This window comes from Brevibacterium oceani, from assembly GCF_017948325.1.
Taxonomy (GTDB): domain Bacteria; phylum Actinomycetota; class Actinomycetes; order Actinomycetales; family Brevibacteriaceae; genus Brevibacterium; species Brevibacterium oceani.
Map to the genome: position 1 here is coordinate 500,623 of NZ_CP072846.1, position 18,630 is coordinate 519,252.

Annotated in this window: 17 protein-coding genes, 1 pseudogene and 1 riboswitch; of the genes and pseudogenes, 2 read left to right on the forward strand and 16 right to left on the reverse strand. The window is 65.3% G+C overall.

Translation table 11 applies throughout. The features are described 5' to 3' along the window. Positions 1–120: 120 nt before the first annotated feature. Both betT and J9314_RS02260 read right to left on the reverse strand, forming a co-directional pair. The gene (gene betT, locus J9314_RS02255; RefSeq protein ID WP_210604291.1) at positions 121–2,379 is read right to left on the reverse strand and encodes a choline BCCT transporter BetT; all 2,259 of its coding nucleotides are present in this window, start codon (positions 2,377–2,379) and stop codon (positions 121–123) included. Positions 2,380–2,509: 130 nt separating this feature from the next. Continuing rightward, positions 2,510–3,043: a hypothetical protein gene (locus tag J9314_RS02260; protein ID WP_210604292.1), complete on the reverse strand. Its 534-nt coding sequence runs from the start codon at positions 3,041–3,043 to the stop codon at positions 2,510–2,512. A gap of 167 nt (positions 3,044–3,210) precedes the next feature. On the opposite strand from J9314_RS02260, the gene J9314_RS02265 reads away from it, so the two are divergent. Next, entirely contained in the window at positions 3,211–3,879 is a 669-nt protein-coding gene (locus J9314_RS02265) for a metal-dependent transcriptional regulator (RefSeq protein ID WP_210604293.1), read from the forward strand. Here J9314_RS02265 and J9314_RS02270 read toward each other — a convergent pair. The 9 genes and pseudogenes from J9314_RS02270 to J9314_RS02310 all read right to left on the reverse strand — a co-directional run bounded on the left by J9314_RS02270 (position 3,876) and on the right by J9314_RS02310 (position 13,291). After that, entirely contained in the window at positions 3,876–4,382 is a 507-nt protein-coding gene (locus J9314_RS02270; RefSeq protein WP_210604294.1) for a hypothetical protein, read from the reverse strand. The genes J9314_RS02265 and J9314_RS02270 overlap by 4 nt on opposite strands. Positions 4,383–4,424: 42 nt before the next feature. Beyond that, positions 4,425–4,535: riboswitch (SAM riboswitch) on the reverse strand. Positions 4,536–4,596: 61 nt separating this feature from the next. Next, positions 4,597–5,700 (reverse strand): XRE family transcriptional regulator, encoded by a 1,104-nt coding sequence (locus J9314_RS02275; protein ID WP_210604295.1) that lies wholly within the window; start codon positions 5,698–5,700, stop codon positions 4,597–4,599. A 25-nt stretch (positions 5,701–5,725) separates the two neighbouring features. Continuing rightward, positions 5,726–6,412 (reverse strand): hypothetical protein, encoded by a 687-nt coding sequence (locus tag J9314_RS02280; RefSeq protein ID WP_210604296.1) that lies wholly within the window; start codon positions 6,410–6,412, stop codon positions 5,726–5,728. A gap of 496 nt (positions 6,413–6,908) precedes the next feature. After that, positions 6,909–7,676, reverse strand: a pseudogene (gene erm, locus J9314_RS02285) (23S ribosomal RNA methyltransferase Erm); the annotation flags it as partial. 524 nt (positions 7,677–8,200) lie between these two features. Beyond that, positions 8,201–9,715: an inorganic phosphate transporter gene (locus tag J9314_RS02290; protein WP_210604298.1), complete on the reverse strand. Its 1,515-nt coding sequence runs from the start codon at positions 9,713–9,715 to the stop codon at positions 8,201–8,203. Positions 9,716–10,075: 360 nt separating this feature from the next. Further along, positions 10,076–10,672, reverse strand: a complete 597-nt coding sequence (locus J9314_RS02295) for an HdeD family acid-resistance protein (RefSeq protein WP_210604299.1) — start codon at positions 10,670–10,672, stop codon at positions 10,076–10,078. Positions 10,673–10,775: 103 nt separating this feature from the next. Further along, positions 10,776–11,780, reverse strand: a complete 1,005-nt coding sequence (locus tag J9314_RS02300) for a slipin family protein (protein ID WP_210604300.1) — start codon at positions 11,778–11,780, stop codon at positions 10,776–10,778. 159 nt (positions 11,781–11,939) lie between these two features. Continuing rightward, positions 11,940–12,722, reverse strand: a complete 783-nt coding sequence (locus J9314_RS02305; RefSeq protein ID WP_210604301.1) for a glutamate racemase — start codon at positions 12,720–12,722, stop codon at positions 11,940–11,942. After that, positions 12,719–13,291, reverse strand: a complete 573-nt coding sequence (locus J9314_RS02310) for an HAD domain-containing protein (RefSeq protein ID WP_210604302.1) — start codon at positions 13,289–13,291, stop codon at positions 12,719–12,721. Before J9314_RS02310 ends, J9314_RS02305 begins: the two co-directional genes overlap by 4 nt. A 132-nt stretch (positions 13,292–13,423) precedes the next feature. Between J9314_RS02310 and J9314_RS02315 the strand changes: the two genes are divergently transcribed. Beyond that, positions 13,424–14,218, forward strand: a complete 795-nt coding sequence (locus tag J9314_RS02315; protein ID WP_210604303.1) for a helix-turn-helix domain-containing protein — start codon at positions 13,424–13,426, stop codon at positions 14,216–14,218. Between the two features lie 111 nt (positions 14,219–14,329). On the opposite strand, the gene J9314_RS02320 is transcribed toward J9314_RS02315, so the two are convergent. The 5 genes from J9314_RS02320 to J9314_RS02340 all read right to left on the reverse strand — a co-directional run bounded on the left by J9314_RS02320 (position 14,330) and on the right by J9314_RS02340 (position 18,628). After that, positions 14,330–15,397 carry an IS110 family RNA-guided transposase gene (locus tag J9314_RS02320; protein WP_210604304.1) on the reverse strand — a complete coding sequence of 356 codons (1,068 nt, stop codon included), beginning with the start codon at positions 15,395–15,397 and terminating at the stop codon, positions 14,330–14,332. Between the two features lie 308 nt (positions 15,398–15,705). Further along, positions 15,706–16,113: a VOC family protein gene (locus J9314_RS02325; protein ID WP_210604305.1), complete on the reverse strand. Its 408-nt coding sequence runs from the start codon at positions 16,111–16,113 to the stop codon at positions 15,706–15,708. Between the two features lie 188 nt (positions 16,114–16,301). Beyond that, positions 16,302–16,697 carry an acyl-CoA thioesterase gene (locus J9314_RS02330; RefSeq protein WP_181273877.1) on the reverse strand — a complete coding sequence of 132 codons (396 nt, stop codon included), beginning with the start codon at positions 16,695–16,697 and terminating at the stop codon, positions 16,302–16,304. 81 nt (positions 16,698–16,778) lie between these two features. Next, positions 16,779–17,783, reverse strand: a complete 1,005-nt coding sequence (locus J9314_RS02335) for an electron transfer flavoprotein subunit alpha/FixB family protein (protein WP_210604306.1) — start codon at positions 17,781–17,783, stop codon at positions 16,779–16,781. Beyond that, the gene (locus J9314_RS02340; protein WP_210604307.1) at positions 17,780–18,628 is read right to left on the reverse strand and encodes an electron transfer flavoprotein subunit beta/FixA family protein; all 849 of its coding nucleotides are present in this window, start codon (positions 18,626–18,628) and stop codon (positions 17,780–17,782) included. The genes J9314_RS02335 and J9314_RS02340 overlap by 4 nt, the downstream gene beginning before the upstream one ends. Between the last annotated feature and the right edge of the window lie 2 nt (positions 18,629–18,630).

An 18,630-nucleotide genomic window follows, 5' to 3' on the forward strand; every position in this document is an offset into this window, starting at 1 on the left:
GGTGCCCGACTTGCCGATGATGTTTCAGATTCGACGAATCCCACCTCGCAGAGGCCGCTCGCACACTAACAGTGTGCCGCCTCTGCGGGTGGGCACGGCCACCTCGGCGAAGGGATGGGGTCAGTGCTTCGGCTCTTCGAGCTCTTCGACGTCATCCGCCGAGGTGGGTACCGCCGGGATCGAATCCGTGGCCGGCGGACTCGGCGGGGTGACGACCGATTGGTACGAATGCTCGTGCGAGTAGGCGAGGAACGACAGGTGGTTCTCGTAGCGGTCGAGGACGTCGTCGATGATCTGCTGACCGCTCAGGCCCATGAGATCGTAGCCCTCCGAACCGGTCTGCGTGAACACCTCGATGCGGTAGTAGCGGTCGTCTCCGCGTGGTGCGTTGCGGGCACCGAACGACGGGACGTTCGCCTCGACGGCGGCCGCCTCGTAGTGGAAGTCGCGCTGTTCGCCCATGTCGACGTTGATCGTGTTCGAGGTGATGCCGGTGTCCTCGTCCATGGTCTGAACGTGTTCGACGGTGTAGCCGAGTTCGCTGAATTCCGCGGCCACGGCCGTCAGGGACGGTCCGACCACCTCGGCGACGAAGCGTTCGACGGACTTCTTCGACGGATAGGACCGCAGGGTGGCCAACCGCTGTCGCCAGGTCTTCTCCGGCGCCCTGCCGCCGTGGGCCGCGGTGGCGCGACGGCGGCGGATGCGGCCCTCACGTTCGGCGCGCTCCATACGCAGCACCTTCGAGAACGAGGCCATGACGAGGTAGGCGATGATCGTCACCGGCAGGGCGAAGATCAAGGTCGCGTATTCCATCGTGGTCACGCCGCCGGCGACGAGCATGGCGATCGTGAGCACTGCGGTGACCAGGGCCCAGAAGATGCGCAGCCATTTGGCTCCGTCCTCTTCCGGGTTCGGGATCGAGGAGGAGAAGTTCGACATCACCATGGCCCCGGAGTTCGCGGATGTGAGGTAGAACAGCAGACCCGACAGGGTGGCCAGGCCGATGAGGAAGGTCGCTCCCGGGAACATCTCGAGCAGGTCGTACCAGCCCTGTTCGGGGGAGGCGATGGCTGTCTGCGCGAATTCGGTGTTGCCGTCGAAGACCTCCGACAGGGCCGAGTTGCCGAAGATCGTGACGATGATGAAGTCGCAGATGACGGGGGCGGTGATCGCGGCGATGACGAACTCGCGCAGAGTGCGACCGCGGGAGATGCGGGCGAGGAACAGTCCGACGAAGGGACCCCAGGCGAGCCAGAACGCCCAGAAGAACAGGGTCCAGCCGCCCATCCATTCGGAGCCGCCGTCGACGTAGGCGAAGGTCGAGAGGGTGCGTTCGGGCAGGGTGAAGATGAACCGGCCGACGTTTTCGACCATGGCGTTGAGCAGGAACGCGGTCTTGCCGGTGACGAGGATGTAGAGCATCATCGCCGCACATGACCAGAGGTTGAGTTCGGAGACGAGGCGGATGCCCTTGTCCACGCCCGAGGTGCAGGCGGCGACGGTCATGACCACGGCGACGATGACGAGAGCGATCTGCAGGGCCAGGCCCTGTTCGAGTCCGAAGAGGGTGGCGAAGCCGACGTTGAGCAGGACGACGCCGATGCCCATCGAGGTGGCCACACCGAAGACGGTGCCGACGAGGGCGAAGATGTCGATGACGTCACCGGTGGCACCGCGCACGCGCTTGCCCAGCAGCGGGTAGAGCACGGCGCGGATCGACAGGGGCATGCCCCAGCGGTAGGCGAAGTAGCCCATCGCCATGCCCAGCAGCGAGTACATCGACCATCCGGCGATGCCGTAGTGGAACATCGTCCACACCACGGCGTCCTGTGCGGCGGCGGCTGATTCGGCTGTGGCGTTGACCGGTTCGAGGTATTGGGTGATCGGTCCGGTCACCGAGTAGAAGAGCATGTCGATGCCCACGCCCGCGGCGAAGAGCATGGCGACCCAGGTGAAGAGGTTGTACTGCGGCCGGGAGTGGTCGGGGCCGAGCCTGACCGAACCTTCCTTGGACAGGGCGACCCAGAGGACGAAGCCGATGACGACAGTGACGGTGACGACGTAGAACCAGCCGAGGTTCTCCGCAATCCAGTCCACGACCGTCTTCATCGTCGACTGTGCTTGGCCCGGCATCAGCATGGCCCAGACGGAGAATGCGAGGATGATGAGCGAAGCGACGATGAAGACTCGCCAGTTGATCCGAGAGCCACGTTCGTCGGTGAGTTCCGCCGGCCCCTTGCTCAGCTCCGAACTGTCGATCGGGGGCCGTTTGTCGGGGTCGATGTCTCTGCTGATTCTCGTCGCTCGATCGGTGCCGCCGAACCGTTCACGTTCGACGACCGGGCGCTTCAACTTCTCGTCGTTCGGGTCCTGCACGCATCAACCTCCGGTCGGGAAAAATGGACGGCCCCGAAAAGGGGCCTGATCCATCTTACGAGTGGAGGATTTTCACAAAGACAGCACCCCCTCTTTTCAGGAAACCGACTAAGCCTTGTGGCGGTCCTGGTCAGGCGCGGGCGACCACCTCGGCGAGGGTGGCGACGAATCGTTCGGCTTCGTCCGGTGCGGTCTCCTCGAGTCGCATCGTGGCACCGATGTGGAGTTCGACGGTGACGCTCGCATGATTGCGGAAGTCTTCGGCGCGGGCGCGCGCGATCTGCCAGGGGGCAGCCTGGGAGAGTTGGGCGACGGCGCCGGAGCCATCGGTGCGCACCCGCATCAGCCGCCGGTCGGTGAGGATGAACAGGTCGGAGTCGAAGGGCGGTTGGCTGCGCAGCCGGGCGTACTCGACCTCGCCGGGGCGGAACAGCCCGGACAGATCTGCCGGTGGGAGACTCGACCGGCCGGCAGGGGTGCGACGGGTGGAGCCCCGGGTGGCAGGGGCGCGGCTGACTTCGGGTCGTCTGCGCAGCGCGAGGAACGGTGTGCGGACGAACGCGAGGAAGGACTTCTCGGAAGCGGAGCCGGATGGGCCGGAGCGGGTGGGGCCGGCTTCGCCGGTCGGGGGCACCGGCTCGGAGGGGCTGGAAGGGGAGGTCATGTCTGAGATTCTGGCAGGGCCGCCTCGGCGAAGGGCCGGTCGGCAGGTAATCGTTTCGCAACATCTGTTCCCGAACGTTCACGACCGGTGAAGTGAGCGGCTTGGTTCCGGAGCCAGGCGCCTGCGGTCATCGGCTAGGTTCGGAACGTCCGTGGGATACTGAACTCATGCGTGCAGGCGAAGTGTCCGAGGTCAGCCAGGACTATCTCAAGGCGATCTGGTCGGCCCAGGAATGGGGTGGGGACCCGATGACGGCCACGGAGCTCGCGAACCGGTTCGGCACGACGAAGGCCAACGTCACCGAGGTGCTCAAGCGTCTCGACGAGCTCGACCTCATCACGCGAGTGCCCTATCGCCCGCCAGTGCTCACCGCCCAAGGTAAGACGATCGCCCTGTCGATGGTGAGACGGCATCGGCTGCTCGAGACGTTCCTCGTCGAGTCGCTCGGCTATGGGTGGGACGAGGTCCACGACGAGGCCGAGATCCTCGAACATGCCGCCTCGGATCGGCTCATCGACCGCATCGACGTGTTCCTCGGGCACCCGACCGCGGACCCGCACGGGGATCCGATTCCGGGGCCGGATGGGCGCGTGGATTCCCACACGCCCACCCTGCTCGCCGAGGCTGCCCCCGGTCGCTACGTCGTGCTGCGGGTCTCCGATGCGGATCCCGCGGTTCTCGGACAGCTCGCCGAGGCGGGGGTGCGACCGGGGGCCTCCGTCGAGGTCATCGAGGTGACCGTGGAGGGAGAGGACCTGTCCGTCGTCATCGATGCAGAGACCACCGTCTCAATCGACCCGGAAGCCGCCTCGGCGGTGTATCTGAGTGCGCCTTAAGACCCTTCCTGACCTCGGGTCACGGGAAATTTCGGCTCGGCCCGCAACAGCGTGAGACCCGTGGCCGCATGGGCATCGAACCCTTCGTCGAGGAAGAGACGCGGCCAGTCGCTCCAGAGCTCGGACTCATAGGGGATGCCGGGCAGATAGGTCTTGAACGTCACCTTCCGATGCCCCGGGTGGGACCGGAACGAGCCGGGTGGGATGGTGCCCAGCGCCTCGAACAGAGCTTGGTAGAGCACAGGTGTGAAGCCGTCGCTGCGGGCAGCATCGGCGGTGCTCACCCAGCCGGGTCCGGCGACGGCGACACCGCGCGCGATCGATGCAGACATCTGCGCCTTGATGCCGGCACGCTGCGGGTCGGGGGAGTGACGCAGGAGAACACGCGACCAGTGCAGCGCCTCGTCTTTCTCAAATCCCGGCCAGCGGAATCCGGGTTCGCGGCTGCTGTTGGACTCATCGTCGCTGTCGGACGAGGAATGTTCATTGAAGTCTGCAGTCATGATGGACCGTCCTTCCCGGGAGCGCCGCTCGGCGCAGGTCCGGATCGAAGCTTGCCCGGACTGGCTGCCCGGACCCGTTCTTCCCCTGGGGCACCCGGTCGATGACGGGTTGCCGCGTGGCCGGCCAGGTACCGATGGCCACGACTCGTGAACGTGCTCTCAGTGTAGCGGGGGGGCGGTGACACGGATGGTCTGACACCGAAGACTGCAGACTTCAGGCGGATCCCTTGACGACCGTCAGCTTCGGACGGTCAGAGGTGACTGTTTCCCGCCCCCCGGACAAAGAGATTGGCACCTGGGCGAACGACAGTTCATGCACCAAAGGGAGCGATATGCCCAGTTCATTTGACAGCAGTTCTTCGAGATTGCCCTTGTTGCGCAATGCGGGAAATACGACATCGAAGACTCGTGAGCGCTCACGCGGCATGCCCTCGGGCTCGTCGGCCTTGAACCCGCGTTTGGTGAGCTCGGAGCAGTTCTTTCGGTACGTCCAATCCGTGGCACGTCCCACGGTATGGAGTCTCTTCGTCATCGCCATCGCCGACACGTGGAAATGTCCCTTGAGCTTGAGGATCTCCGGAACTGCAGGCTCCCTGCTGCTGCGGGGAAGCACTGCCTCTTCGGGCATAAGGAATTCGGCAGCGAACCTGTCGGCCTCACGCTCGAGTTCCCGGTTCGGCGCCGAGTCCGCGTCATCTGTCAGTGGTTGGTGCGTATGCATCACCAGATGCCCGAGCTCATGTGCGAGATCGAAGCGGGATCGTTCCGCAGTCTTCTCCGTCGATAAGAAAACATAGGCTTGGTGATCGCGGACGAAACTGAAGGCATGGACTGTCTGAGACTTCACCGGCAGCGACATGACTCGCACCCCATGGGCTTCCGAGAGCTGGATGAGGTTCGGCAGGGGTTCGGTGCCTCGTCCCCACGCCGCCCGCAGGCTGCGAGCGGCCTGCTCCGGGGATGAGAGAGCCTCCTCGGGGAGGTTGAGGTGGGGCAGCTGAAACCTGTCGGTGATGAACCGATAGAGGTCCGTGCCGATGGACGCAGAGGCGCGGGCCGAGGCGCGCTGCGATGCCGTCGCCGACCGCAGTGAGCGAAAGAAACCGTCCTGCAGGGAGACTTCCGTGGCGTCGGGAAGGCTGAAGAAAGCTTCGCTGACATCGAGAACCCCGGCCATGTCCGCCGCCCGTGTCATCGGGGCGCCGTCGGACTCGAAGGTCCGCACGGTGCGCGAACTGACCCCGAGTGCGGCGGCGAAGGCAGCCTTGGTCAGGCCGCGCAGTTCCCGCGCAAGAGTGATGCGGGCAGGGTTGAGCATGGGGATTTCTGCTTTCTCGGAACGGTCAGGCTTCGCGGATATCGAAATGGACGTCTTCGACCGGGGTCTCGATCGGCAGTGTCTCGTCCATCGTATTCTCCCCGGGGATGATGATGCGTTCCAGCCAATGCGAGATGAATCTGTCGGCAGTCGAATCCGGGTGGGACAGCTCGGCTCGAACACCATTGACGGGATCGTCGACGTAGAGCAGGATCCACGTGTTGGGATCGAGGCGCGGTGTGGAGGCGGCATCGGCAATCGCCGCCTCTTCGACGCTCTCGAAAACGAGCTGACCAGTGACCTCGCCGAGTCGATTGCTGACTACCGAGGCATCGACAGTCGGACCCAGCAGATGTGCGTTCCTCGGCTCCTTGAAGGGAATTCCGGTGTTGAGGTTGCCCGACACGACAGCAATGGACAATTGTCCATCGGGGCGGACGATCCTGGGCGAGTTGTTCGGATTCCTCACAAGCCAACCGTCGATCGCCAGGTTTCGTCTGAGCTCCTGCACGGTGCCGTTCCACTGCTGTGTGCCAGCGGCAGTCACCGGGCTGAATTCGTCGGCTTGTCGCGCGCTCAGTTCGCCGGCTCTGAGTGCGGTGATGATCGCCTCGGCATTGATGGCGAGTTCACTCAGCCGCTGCAGTGCGTCCGCACCCTGCCGGACCCGCCGTGGATCGTCGCCCGTGAGCGAGTGCTCTGTTCCAGTCATTTCCGATCCTCCTATGCGCCTGTTTTTCATGCTCTCATAAAAGTGTTCGAAAGCGGAAGTGCTGCGGCCCGGTGACTTCCAGTTCCCTGGAGTCGCCGGGCCGCAGCTGTTCACTTCGTCGGCTCACGGTCGTCTGGGGTTCGACCCTGTGAGCGGTTCACCGCCGCGGCAGGTTCCACCTCGGCTGGGGCTTCTGCGGCTTCTGATGCTGATTCATGAATCCGCGTTCGGCCTGCAGGTGTCCCTTGTCGTGACTCTTCGCCTTCGGATCAGCCCCTGGGATGGACGCCTGGAGCTTCTCGGTGGCCTGTTCGGCACCGATGATGGGCATCTCTCCGGTGATCACCGGCTTCTCAGCAGCCGCCTCGGCGATGGGGCTCGTCTTTGATCCTTTGTTGTTTCGCATGGTGTTTCCCTTCTGTGAATTCTTCTTCTGTTGTGCAGATTTCGGCTGATGAGCGGTGTGTGCTCGGTCCGAACCGCTGCTCAGCTCGGTGTAGAGTCCGGCCCACTGCTCGGGGGTGAGGTCTTTGGGCAAGGTGTCTCCTCTGACGTCGTTGCGGTCCATGGTCGATTGCAGGCTGCGCTGATCGGTGATGCTCATCTTCGTCAGGATTCCTTTCATTCCTCGCCCACGGCCGGTGAAGACCGAATGGACGAATCGGTGATAGTCGGCGCGTTCCTTCATTGGGATCCGGCCGGTGGAACAGCGGTCGATGGTGAGGATTCCGCCATCGACGCTGGGTTTCGGGGCGAACGCGTCGGCGGGGACGCGTCGTGAGAGGCGGAAGTCGAACCAGGGAGACCACTGGGCGGTCATCATGGTCGAACCGCCGACTCCGGCGCGTTTGCGGGCCACCTCCCATTGGGTGAGCAGGATGGCCTGCTGCCACCGGTCTGCGCGCAGGAGCCTGCGGAGGATGGGAGTGGTGAGGTGGAACGGCAGATTGCCGACGATGACCGGCCGGTCGAGCCGGGTGGTCAGGATGTCGTCGTGCCGGACCTCTGCCCGCGGGAATGTGTCTTCAAGGTGATCAAGCCTCGTTTCGTCGAGTTCGACGAGAGTGAGCGGGCGTCCGAGCCGGTAGAGCTCGGCCGTGACTGCTCCGTCGCCGGGCCCGATCTCCATGATCGGCCCCGAGGTGGAGCGAGCCAGGCTCGCAATCGTGTTGATGATGGTGCGTGAACGCAGGAAGTTCTGGCCGAGTTCGTGCCGGCCTCCATGTGATGAACGTGATTGAGTCGAACGTGGATGGGTTCGCATATGGCGGTGCTCCAGAAAAGAAGTGTGGAGGCACCCGAGGCAGCGCGATGAGGGTGAGTGGATCGGTGAGGGCCAGCTCTGTGGTGATCGAATCGACCCGTGCTGACCGATGAAATCAGTGCAGGATCAGATGGGAGTCAGCCGATTGCCGCATCGCCCGGATGCCGTAGTGATCCGGGAGGACAACGCGCTTGCAGAATGGATCCGGATGACCGTCGTCGGTCAGCCGATCACGAATGAATTCGTCGAGCGCGCCGTCAGGCGCTGCGGTGACGAATGTAGAAGCAAGGCGCAGTCACTGCGCTGCTGTTCAATGTTCCCATGCTGGACAAGGTAGCACAGGGTGCTTTGCCTCCACCAGGGTGCGGTCGAAAAAACACCCCGCCGACTTCTGAATCGAGTCGGCGGGGAGGTCGGCGGGGCGGGGGATCGGATTCGTCGGAAGGGGCGGGGAGCCGGATCCCTTCGAGCGGATGCTGCGAGTGCGACCCGATGAACGCTTCGGGGGCGTTCGTGTCAGTGGGTCAGCTCATCATGGTGCGTAGGGTGATGACGCCGATCGAACCGATGGCCGCGGCGGCCGGAAGGGTGATGATCCATGCCAACGCGATCGGTTTCATGAGCTTCCAGTTCGCCGATCGGTTGACCAGGCCGACGCCGATGATCGCGCCGATGAGGATGTGGGTCGAGGACACGGGCAGTCCGCTCACCGAGGCGCCCATGACGACTCCGGCCGCTGCGAGCTCCGCAGCGAAGCCGGAGGCCGGGTGGATCTCGGTGAGTTTGGTGCCGACGGTGGCGATGACCTTGCGGCCGATGAACCACAGCCCGACGACCAGGGCGATCCCGCAGGTGAGCATTGCCGCGAACGGCACGGTCGCCTCGGCGTGGATGCTGTCGGTGCGGAGCACGTCGAGAACGGCGGCGAAGGGTCCGACGGCGTTGGCGATGTCGTTCGAACCGTGGCTGAAGGCGAACGCGGAGGCGGTGAACACCTGCATCCAGGAGAAGAGGACGAAGGTGGCGCGGGGGACGGTCTGTCGGCGCAGGGTCTTGGCGAAGACGAAGACCGCCAGCCACACGGCCACGCCGATCATCGTCATGATGATCACGCCGCCGACGGTGGACACGCTCATGTCGAGGTTCTTCAGGCCCTTGAACAGCAGCATCGCGGTGATGATCACCGCACCGACGGCGGCGATGAGCGGAACCCAGCGCTGCAGCGCCGCGTGCGTGCCGATGAGGCCGGAACCGGTGGCTGCAGCCGAGTCCGAGCTGTCGGTCGCCTCGTCGAGTCGGGCATCGACGGAATCGTCTGCAGCGGTGACCGGGGCGAGCATATGCGGCTTGAGCGTGTGGGAGAGCGAGCTGCCGAGAACGTACTTCTTGATCAGTCCGTAGATGACGAACGCGACGAGTCCGCCGAGGGCCGGGGAGAGAACCCACGAGACCGCGATCTGCCCGACCTCGGACCACTGCACCATGGCCAAGCTGCCGGTGCCGGTGACGAAGCCGATCGTCAGGGAGGCGCCGATGATGCCGCCGATGATCGCGTGTGTCGTCGACACCGGCCAGCCCATCCGGGTCGCCAGGAGCAGCCACACCGAGGCGCCGAGGAGGGCGGCCATCATGATGAACACGAAGTCCATCGGGTCGAGGGCGACCGCGCCGAGGTCGACGATTCCGCTCTTGACCGTGTCGGTGACGTCTCCGCCGGCGAGCAGGGCGCCGCTGACCTCGAACACGGCTGCCACGAGCAGGGCCTGCTTCATCGTCAGAGTGCCCGCGCCGACCGATGTTCCGAAGGCGTTGGCGACATCGTTGCCGCCGATGTTGAAGGCCATGAAGGCGCCGAAGATGACGGTCGTGATGACCACCATGCGCGGTGCGTCCCGGCCGACGAAGTCGAACGACCACAGGGTGAAGGCGATGAGGGTGATCGCCAGCAGGGCGCCGAAGGCCAGGTGCCAGAGGCGGTCGTTGCTGCGGCCGACGGCAGGCGTCGGAGCGTGGTGCTCCGGGGCCAGAACCTGGGTCATGTGAGTTCTCCTTGCGCGGATCAGTCGTCGAGGCTGGGGGTCTGCCTCCATGATTCGCAGGCTGGATGACTGCCAGGTTACGGGCATGGTGAATACCCGGTGAACTCCGTATCGGACGTGCGCGAAATGCTCATGCACAGTCGGTGCTTTTCGCCGGCAGTTCATGCAATGTTCCAGGTCAGGTGCTATGAGCGCGAGTGCCCGAGGGAGAGAGAAGGGGACTGAGCGGGGCGCAGGATGACGGTGTGAACATCGTCACGAACGCATGGAACGGTGCACGGAAAGGCCCGGACGAGCAGATGTGCTCATCCGGGCCCTGGCGCGGCGTCGGTGGGAGATGCCCGCCGAGGTGGCCGTTCCCTATTCGATGATCTCGCCGCTGATGACGTCGCCGCCCCCGTCATCGGGACGATTGCGATGCGGATCGGACTTGATCCGCTGGTCAACCTTGCGCAGGCGCCATCCGAGTGAGACCAGGGCGATGCCGACGAGGATGATGAACCCGGCCAGAGTGAAGATCAGCGCCTGGACTCCCGCACCCGGAGCGAACAGGAAGAACGCACCGAGGATGATGCCGAGCACACCGATGACCGTGAGCACCCACCACGAGCGGACGCCGAGGCGGCGGATGAAGAAAGACACGGTGAGCGCGAGGAAGCTGAAGAAGACGATCGCGAAGCCGGTGAGCACCGTGACCATCGAGGCGAAGAGCATCGGGGTGAGGAAGATGAGCACCCCGAGGAGGATGAGCAGGACCGCCCGTGTGACCAGGCTGCCGGTGCGGCCGCCCTTCGGCGCGAAGACGAGGGAGGAGACGGCGATGACGGCCAGCCAGCAGGCGAAGATGCGCACGACCACCTCGGCGGTGGCACCGGGCCAAGCCATCATCAGCACACCCATCACGAAGGCGATGACGCCGTTGATGATGACTGTTCTGCCGGTGCGTTTGAGGTCCATGGACACAGCCTAGTCGGTCGATTTGGACGGATGCTGAGCACTCGGTTGCGGCTGTGGCGGCTGTCGCGGTCGGGTGGTTCGACGGTCACCACCGCCTCGGCGTTCACGCGTGGCCGAGATGCTCTTCCTGCTCGGCGGCGTCCGAAGTGGTGCGCTCCTGTTCGGGCATGTCCGAAGTGACGCGTTCGGTCTCGGGCATCAGCCCGGTGAGCTTGAGCGATTCGGACATCGCCTGGACGATCGCGTCGAGGTCGGCCGGAGGTGCGGTCGGCTCGGCGGTGGTGGGATCGGTCGGCGCACCCGACTCGGCGTGCGTGCGGGAGTCGGCGGCTGCCTCGGCGGTGGGACGGTTGGTCGGGGTGTTGGACTCGAGGAAGCGGAGCAACTCGACGGGGAAGGGCAGGACCAGGGTCGAATTCCGCTCGGCAGCGACCTCGACGATGGTCTGGAGGAGACGCAGCTGCAGGGCGGACGGCGTGTGCGCCATCGCCTCGGAGGCCTGTGCGAGTTTGTTCGACGCCTGCAGCTCACCATCGGCGATGATGACGCGGGACCGGCGCTCGCGTTCGGCTTCGGCCTGGCGCGACATCGAGCGCTTCATCGTCTCGGGCAGGGCGACGTCCTTGATCTCGACGCGATCGATGTGGATGCCCCAGTCGACGGCGGGGCTGTCGATCATGATCGCCAGGCCCTGGTTGAGGCGCTCGCGGTTGGTGAGCAGGTCGTCGAGTTCGCTCTGTCCGATGATCGACCGCAGGGAGGTCTGGGCGACCTGACCGACGGCGAGCTGGTAGTCCTCGACGTCGACGAGTGCCTTGCGCGGGTCGACGACCTTGAAGTAGATGACCGCATCGACGCGGACGGTGACGTTGTCGCGGGTGATGCCCTCCTGGGCCGGGATCGGCATGGTCACGATCTGGAGGTTGACCTTCTCGAGTTTGTCGACGAAGGGGATGATCGCCGTCATGCCGGGAGATTTGGGCGCGGAACTCACTCTGCCGAGTCGGAACACCACCCCACGCTCGTACTGTTTGACGATCTTCAGGCTGTTTCCCAGCGTGATGGCTCCGAGTGCGACAAGTGCGGCGAGGATACTGAGCGCCAACATGTCGAATCGCCTCCTTTGACGATTGACTGTCCACCCCATTTTACTCCTGGCGGGCGCGGAAAGACCCGGTTCAGAGGCAATGTGGAGGTGGGGGTTGGGGTGGCGATGGTTGTGGCGGTGCGGGCGGTCAGCCGGGCCTGTCAGCGGGTTCCGCCCCGCTCACGCCTCCCTCGCCAGCAACCTCTTCCCCGCGGGGTAGGCGCCCAGCGTCTCCGGCAGTCTGACGCGACGGCCGGAGGCGAAAGTCGCGAGCACGCGACCGGTGCCCGGCTGCTCCTCGCCGACGCCGGCCGGTTCGAGGCCGATGCGACGCAGGGTCTGCTTGGCCACGGGCAGCGGCGAATCGAAGAGGGTCACGGCCCCGGCGCGAGCGGCCATGATCCGGTCGGCGATGAGGCCGTAGTGGGTGCAGCCGAGCACCACGGTCTCCATGCCGGGGCCCATCGTCGCGAAGGCGTCCTCGATGGCCTGGTCGATCGTCGCGAGGTCGGCGGCGTTGATCGCCTCGGCCAGCCCCGGGCACGCGACCTTCGCCACGTGCAGGTCGGAGGCGAAGGAGTCGATGAGGTTCTGCTGGTAGGCGCTGCCCGTCGTCGCCGGCGTCGCCCAGATCGCGAAGTCCTGACCGGTGCCGGCGGCCATCTTCACCGCGGGTACGGTCCCGATGACGGGAATGCCCGGTTCGTAGCGGGCGCGCACGGCCTCGAGCGCCTGCACCGAGGCGGTGTTGCAGGCGATGACGATCGCATCGGGTTCCCATTCGGCGAGCACCCCGGCCGAATGGAGGGCGCGGGCCTCGAGGGTCTCCGCGCTCAGGCTGCCATAGGGCGTGAAGTCAGGGTCCATGGCCAGGACGAGGTCAGCGTCGGGGGCGAGGTGGAAGAGAGCATCGGCGGCGCCGAGGAGTCCGAGTCCGGAATCGAGCAGACCGATGCGTGTCATGAACTTCCCTTCGGGTACGCGAACTCCCGGATCTCCTTGAGATGGGCCTTCGTCAGGCCGTGCGCGAAGTCCGGAGCGATGAGCTTGAGCCGGTTCGGCGAGTAGTTGCGGAGGAAGTAGTCGCGGGTGGCCGGCCATGCCAGATCGTCGTCGATCCACACCGCCCGACCGTGCTCATGGGCCTCCAGCCAGTCCTCCATGGCCCGGGCCTTCCACCACAGCTGCGGGTCGTCGGCATGGCGATTGTGGGTCTGGTCAGGCATTTCGATGACGTCGAAGGAGTTGCGGAGTCCGAATTTCGGTTCGAGTTCGGACTTGCACCGCTGCGACCAGGTGGACAGCCACACGACGTCGACCTCGTGCGTCTCGACGATTCGGTCGAAGAATTCGACGACGGCGGGCCGGTAGTGCAGTTCGTAGTTCCACGCCCGCAGCCTCTTCCGCCCTTCGGCCATGCCCCGCAGTTTGGGGACGGGGTAGGAGTTGAGGACGCCGTCGACGTCAAGGAAGACCGTGACATGGCGAGCCTGCCTGCGTGCCGACACCGGCGCCGAGGATGCTGCTGCCATCGTTCCTTCCACTGAGTCTGTGAGGCCGGCCCCACCAGAGCCGATCGCGCGTTAGTCTGGGGGAAGATCGTGCCGCCCGCACCAGATGATCACCCTCGAGTTTACCGCCGACCGCCGCAGAAGGCTGAGTCCATGTACCGACAGACCCGCATCCCCCGGTTGCGGGCGAGCCTGTGGGTGTCGGTTCCCGACAAGGCAGATTCCCTCGCCGAGGTGGCCGATCTCGACAGTGGGGACTCGGCTGTCGGTGCAGCTCCCTCCGCCGCGGGTTCCTCGCTCATCGTCCCCGACGGGTGCATGGATCTCATCGTCATCGACGGGCAGATCGTCATCGCCGGCGCCGATTCCCTCGCCCGGACCTATTGGGGTGCAGCCGCCCCGACCGTGGGCCTGCGCTTCGACTCGGGTGTGCTTCCGCAGCTGCTGGCCACCTCGGCGGGTGAGCTGGCCGACCGGGTGACACCCCTCGACGCGGTACTCAGGCATACGCGATTCGGGGTGCGGGGTACGTCTGGGGAAGCGGCGAGGGTCAACGATGAGGGAGCGACGCGGGCCGCGGAAGAGAGAGGGACCGCCTCGGTGACGGGGGATGCTCGCGCCCTGCTCGACTTGGCCGGTAGCCTCACCGATCGGGCATCGCTCGATCCGTGGCCGATGGCCCTGGCCGGGCGGTTGGACGTGCGCTCGGGATCGCCGGGACAGACCGTCGCCGAGGCGGCCGCCGAGTTCGCATACTCACCGCGGCAGCTGCGCCGGCTGAGTGCCGAATGGTTCGGCTACGGACCCAAACACTTAGCGAAGATCCTGCGTTGGCAGGCCGCGAGAGAACTCATCGCCGCAGGTCGCACCCGCACTGCGGCCGCTGCGGATGTCGGGTACGCCGATGCCGCTCACCTGCGACGCGACGAGCGCTCGCTCATCGGGTAGCGGTGCCCTCTGCGCTCCTCCCGTAAGTTCGTCCCGACCAGAACTACCCGACGGCGGCCCAGCAACCTGGCGCCAGGTTGCTGGGCCGCCGTCGGGATCCTTCTATGCTTGTCAAGCGGCCTGCCCAACCACGTTCGTCGCCTCGAGAAGCCGATACACTCTCCGAGCCACAAACCGCTTGATACACCGGATAGCTTCCTTCTTCGACAGCCCTTCCCTGAGCCGTTTGGCCATGTACGCTCGAGTCTCCTCATCGAAGGACAACTTAGTGATGGCCACCATGTACAACGCGGAGTTCAACCGGCGATCCCCACTGCGGTTGAGCCGGAACCTCACCACATTGCCCGACGACGCTGGAATCGGACTCACCCCCGCCAGCTTCGCGAACGCAGCCTCGGAACGCACCCGCCCCGGATGCGACCACGCCAGATAGAACACGGCGGCAGTGATCGGCCCGATCCCCGGCTGAGCCAGCAACACAGCAGCCGGACTGTCCTTGACCAGAGCCAGAATCCGTGTGGCGTAATCCTTGATGTCCGCATCGAGTTCGATGACACGTTTGGCCAACCGGATCGCTTCCCGACGTGCCTCCAAACGTGCCACAGGCTCGTTCCTGACCCGCCACTTCGACACCGTTCGGATCTTGGCGACTGACAGTTTCCTTCGCGCATCGAGACCGAGATCGTTCGCCCGTAACAATGCGGTCAGCGCGTTGATGGTGCGGGTCTTCTCCCGCGTCATGGACTCGCGGGCACCCACCAGGATCCGCAGTCCCTGGCGCGGCCCATCGGCCTGCCTGGGCACACGCAGTTGTGACTGCTCCAAGGGCAGAACGGTGGCCGCGATTCTGCGGGCATCGATCTGGTCATCCTTGCCCGTGCTGTGACGGTCGCGAACATTCATGCTCGCTGCTTCGGCGACTGTGTATCCAGCCTCAGCGACGTTCTCGGCCAGGACTGCTCCGTAGGTGCCGATACCCTCGATCACCCACAAGGTGTCCAAGTGCCCGCCGGTGCGACGACCGACCCAGGCCAACGCTCGTGCCAGTCCAGCATTCGTCGTTGGGAATTCGCGGGTATCGATGTGCTCGCCGGTGTTGGTGAGCACGGCGTAGACGTGGTTCTTCGCATGCGTGTCGACGCCGACGACAAACGCATATAAATGCGAGATGATAGTCATGACGGTTCGTGATTCTCCCGTGTTAGAGCGGATGATGTCCGACCGTCGAACGGTCGGCTCCGGTCCGGGAGATAGTCACGTCGGAACACTACTGTGATGAGTCACGTTCGGTCAGGAACGGACAACCTTCTGATCAAGTTACCGATGTGGGCCGAGCCGGGGCCGGCCGCCCACCGATCACCAGACAGATCCTGACGATGACATCGTCTGAGTCAGTAGCAATTAGAGTCATGATGATCGATGGGACGGTCGGTTCCTACTCTGCCAGCCAGTCCCAGACCAGCCACTATCAATCCTCACAGTAGCAATTAGGAGTCGAGGGCGGCGAAGAGGTCGACCTTGTTGCCGTCGGGGTCGGAGACCACGGCATAACGCTGTCCCCAGAAGGCGTCCCAGGGTTCGTGGACGATCCCGGCCACGGGTGCACTTCCCTCGCCGCCACGGCCGGTGAGCTGGGCGAAGGTCGCATCGACCGCCTCGGCGGTGGCACAGTCGAAGGCCAAGGACATCTTGTGGCCGCCGGTCGGCGGGGTCCAGTCGGGGTCGATGCCGAGCATGACCGCCTTGGTGTCGAGGAGAATGCGCAGAGCACCGGAGGTGAACTCGGTGTGTGGGGCCTCGGGGCCGCCGTCGACGAGGTCGAGGCCGAGGGCCGAATAGAAAGTGATGGCGGCGGACATGTCTGCGGTGATGATCGAGATCGCGTCGAGTTTCATGACTTCAGACTAGGCGCAGGGGTGCGATGTCGGCTTGAACGAATCGGCCACGATCGCGTGCGTGCGCTGGGTATTCTGACCGCCCTTGGGTGGGCGAAATGGTCCACTCACCGCGCGTGGGCCGTCCGGCCATTTCGCCCATCTAGGCGGAAGGCCCGGGCGATGGGAAAGTCCGCCCGCCTCGGGTCTCAGCTCTGGAGGTAGGGCTCGAACGCGGCGCGCAGCTCGGGCGTCAGCGGGGTCGGCTTCTGCGTCTCGCGGTCGATGTGGACGAGCACGCAGTCGTGGTCGAATACCTGACGTCCGTCCTGGTCACCGCGGGTGTTGACGGTGAACGACGAGGTGCCGATCCGCTTCACGGTCACGGTCATCAGCAGTTCGGATCCATACATGACAGGCACGAGGTAGTCGATGCTCTGGTTGGCGACGAGCATTCCGCCGCCGGTGATGTGACCGGCCTTGACCTCGTGCATCCAGCGGATGCGGCACTCCTCGACGATGGTGATCAGCCGCGCGTTGTTGACGTGGCCGAGCATGTCCTGGTCCGACCAGCGCACCTCGGGTGTGTATTCGAATGTCGCCACGCTTGCCTCCGGGAACGTCGCAGAAATTGGTACTTAACGAGCGTTCTACAGTAAACCAGGTGTACTGCGGCAACGGAAATTCTAGCCTCGGCGGCGGACGATCTCCTCGTTGACGGCGGCGATCACCTCGTGGAGGTCGCCGATGATCGCGTAGTCGGCGCGCTGGACCATCGTCGCCTCCTCATCGGTGTTGATGGCGATGAGCGTCTTCGCGCCTTCGATGCCGGCCATGTGCTGGATCGCGCCGGAGATTCCGCAGGCGATGTAGACGTCCGGGGAGATTCGGGAACCGGTCTGGCCGACCTGCTCGGCGTGCGGTCGCCACCCGAGTCCGGTGACCACGCGGGAGACACCGAGCGCCCCTCCGAGGTGGTCGACGAGTTCGAGGACCTCGCCGAAGCCGTTCTCGGAACCGACACCGCGACCGGCCCCGACGACGGCCCGGGCCGAGGTCAGTCCGGATGCGTCATCGGCGGCCTCGGCCTCGGTGCGTCGGACACGGGTGGTCAGGTCCGCCTCGGCGACGTCGAGGTCATAGTCGAAGACCTCCGGGGTGATCGGATCGGTCTCCTCCGGGGTGCAAGCGTGGCCGGCGATCGTGATCACGTGCAGATCGCCGTCGAGGCGGAGCCTCTCGAACGCGGTGCCGCCGAAGACCTGCCGCAGCAGCCCGTCCTCATCGCAGGCGATGACGTTCGCGGCCATCCGCTGGCCGGTGTGCACGGCGGCGTGGGCCATGAGCTCCATGCCGCGCGGTGTCCCCGAGGCGATGAGCGTGCCGGACTCGGGAGTGATGTCGACGATCGCCTGCGCCCATGCGGCCGCCGAGTAGTCTGCGAGGTCGGGGTGCTCGAGATGGTGGATGACGCTGACCCCGAGGCGCCCCAGCTCGTTCACGGCGGAATCGCTCAGCAACCCGATCACCACCCCCTCCGTACTACCTGACGGCGGCGCAGCACCCTCGCGCGAGGTTGTTGCGCCGCCGTCGGGTAGTAATTGGGGGTTTTTGCGGGCGAAGGTGACCGCCTCGGCGGAGGTGAGAGTGACCTCGCCAGAGGCGTCCGTTTCGACGAAGACGAGTGTCATGGCCTCATCACTCCGATCTCTTCCAAGACGTCGACGAGTGCCGGCGCCGCATCCGGGCCCTCGCCGAGGATCGTCACCGAACTCTGCCTGACCTCCGGCAGCTCGAGCCGGATCCGCGGGTTGCCGGTGCCGGGTTCGGGTGCGTCGTATTCGGCGATCGGAGCCTTCTTCGCCTTCATCCGCCCCGTGATCGAGGGGTAGCGGGGATCGACTCCGCCCTCCTGGACAGCGATGACCGCCGGCAGCGCGAGCGTGAAGACCTCGGTGCCGGCCGGACCGATCCCGCGGGCCTCAATGACCCCGGCGCCGCCGTCGGCAACACCCCCGGATCCGCTGCCGCTGCCACCGTCGACTGCACCGCCGCCACCAACACCCCCGTCGACCGCTCTGATCGTCTGGATGCTCGTCAGCACCGGGTACCCGAGGTCGTAGGCGAGCCGGATGCCGACCTGGAAATCCCCGGTATCGGCGGCGTCGTTGCCGACCAGCACGAGGTCGAAGGTCTGCCCGCCCTCGGCGCGGTCGCGGATGATGTCCCCGATGACCTGGGCGATGTCCTCGGGCCCGAACGCCGCGAGGTCGGCCGCTTCGACGAGGATTCCGTCGTTCGCGCCGACGGCCAGGGCTGAGCGCAGCTGTTCGACCGCCTCGGCGGGGCCCAAGGTCAGCACCGTGACCGTCCCGCCGGTCGCGGCCGCCGTCTGGATCGCGAGCTCGACCGCGCACTCCTCATGCGCGGACATCGTGTGCCCGAGGCCGGATTCGTCGATGTTCGCGCCGGTGTCGTCGAGGGTGACGCTTCCTGCGATGTCGGGGACGCGGCGGATGCACACGAGAACGTCCACGG